We start from the raw sequence: 1,216 nt of genomic DNA, 5'->3' as shown, positions 1-1,216 counted from the left end.
GTGCGGGTCCCAGACCACGGGGACGGCCGCGGCGGCCGCGCCGAGCACCGCGCGCACGCCGGGGTCGTGCGTCGTGCCGGCGCCGTAGTCCGACACGAGGACGACGTCCGCTCGCGCGAGGACGGCGCGCAGCTCGTCGAGGTCGGGCGCCGAGGGCGTGCCCGGCCCCCCGGAGTCGACGCGCACGAGCGACTGCCCCGCCGCGCGCACGCGCGTCTTCGTCCTCGTGGCACCGGTGTGGGGGAGCGCGACGAGCTCCAGCGAGCCGTCGGCGGCGGCCAGCGCCGCGCGCAGCCGCTCGCCGTCCTCGTCGTCGCCGACGGGCGCGACGAGGACGACGTCCACGCCGGCGTCCTCCGAGCCGCTGGTCGAGGCGGGGCGCCCGTCGCCGCGGCCCGCGGCCACGAGCAGGGCGGTGAGGCCGGCGCCGCCGGGGCTCTCCGTCGTCGCGCGCAGGTCGACGACCGGCACGGGCGCGTCCGGGGCGACCCGCTCGACGACGCCGTCGAGGTCGCGGTCCAGGACGACGTCGCCGACGACGACGACCCGCCGCCGGCGTCGACGAGGCTGCTCCGGCCCGGTGCCGGTGACGGTGCCGGCGCCCGTCTCGTCCTGCTCCTCGGCGACCGGGTGGTCGGCGGCGCTCCCGTGCGGGGCGGCGTCACGGCCCGGGAGGGCTGCGGGGGTCTCGGCGGCGTCGACGGCCGCGGGGGCTGCGCCCGGGACGGCCACCGGCCGCTGGGCGCCGGCGTCGGCCGCGGCGAGCGCCGCGTCGACGCCGGCGCACAGGGCGTGGACGAGCACGAGGTGCCCCTCCTGCACGCCCGAGGTCGAGGGGGCGTCGACGGCGACGACCTCGTCGGCCAGCTCGGCCAGCGGGTTCGGGGCGGGGCCCGTGAGCGCCCACACCCGCAGGCCGCCGGCCCGCGCCCGGGCCGCCGCCTCCAGGACGTTGGGGCTGCGCCCGGACGTCGACAGCAGGACGACGACGTCGCCGGGGCGGCCGTGCGCCTGCACCTGGCGCGCGAAGACCTCACGCTCGCCGTAGTCGTTGCCGATGGCCGTCGTGCTCGAGGAGTCGGCGTGCAGCGCGATGGCCGACAGCGGCCGGCGCTCGCCCACGAAGCGCCCGACGAGCTCGGCCGTCAGGTGCTGGGCCTCCGCCGCGCTGCCGCCGTTGCCGGCCGCCAGCAGGCGCCCGCCGCCGGCGAGCACC

At 80.5% G+C, this 1,216-nt stretch carries 1 protein-coding gene; it reads right to left on the bottom strand.

Annotation, left to right across the window (positions count from 1 at the left end):
- Positions 1–1,216, bottom strand: a 1,216-nt coding sequence (locus tag HLB09_RS17270; RefSeq protein ID WP_171204515.1) for an SIS domain-containing protein, incomplete at both ends; no start/stop codon positions are given.

It is taken from the genome of Pseudokineococcus marinus (assembly GCF_013004605.1).
GTDB classification, from domain to species: Bacteria; Actinomycetota; Actinomycetes; order Actinomycetales; family Quadrisphaeraceae; genus Pseudokineococcus; species Pseudokineococcus marinus.
This window is presented reverse-complemented; position numbering and strand designations above follow the sequence as displayed.